This is a genomic window from Paenibacillus athensensis, assembly GCF_004514475.2.
GTDB classification, from domain to species: Bacteria; Bacillota; Bacilli; order Paenibacillales; family NBRC-103111; genus Paenibacillus_AL; species Paenibacillus_AL athensensis.
Genome location: NZ_MYFO02000062.1, coordinates 1 through 512, shown reverse-complemented (window position 1 = coordinate 512; position 512 = coordinate 1). Strand labels below are relative to the sequence as shown.

The following is a 512-nucleotide window of genomic DNA, read 5'->3' as shown; positions in this document are numbered from 1 at the left end:
GGTTGGGCTGTTCGCCCATTAAAGCGGTACGCGAGCTGGGTTCAGAACGTCGTGAGACAGTTCGGTCCCTATCTGTCGCGGGCGTAGGAAATTTGAGAGGAGCTGTCCTTAGTACGAGAGGACCGGGATGGACGTACCGCTGGTGTACCAGTTGTCTCGCCAGAGGCATAGCTGGGTAGCTATGTACGGAGGGGATAAGCGCTGAAAGCATCTAAGCGTGAAGCCCCCCTCAAGATGAGATTTCCCAATATGTAAGACCCCTTGAAGACGACGAGGTAGATAGGTTCGAGGTGGAAGTGCCGTAAGGTATGGAGCTGACGAATACTAATCGGTCGAGGGCTTAACCACAACACAAGCAACACTCACGCGTAACACAACGACTTGTTTCGTATCTAGTTTTCAGGGAATACCGTAAGGTATTGGACTGACTGTTTGGTGATGATGGCGGAGGGGACCCACGCGTTCCCATCTCGAACACGACCGTTAAGCCCTCCAGCGTCGATGGTACTTGA

At 52.9% G+C, this 512-nt stretch carries 2 rRNA genes; both read left to right on the top strand.

The window, feature by feature from the left end:
- Positions 1-348, top strand: a 23S ribosomal RNA gene (locus tag B5M42_RS25200); the annotation flags it as partial.
- Between the two features lie 83 nt (positions 349-431).
- Positions 432-512 (top strand): 5S ribosomal RNA (rrf, locus tag B5M42_RS25195); the annotation flags it as partial.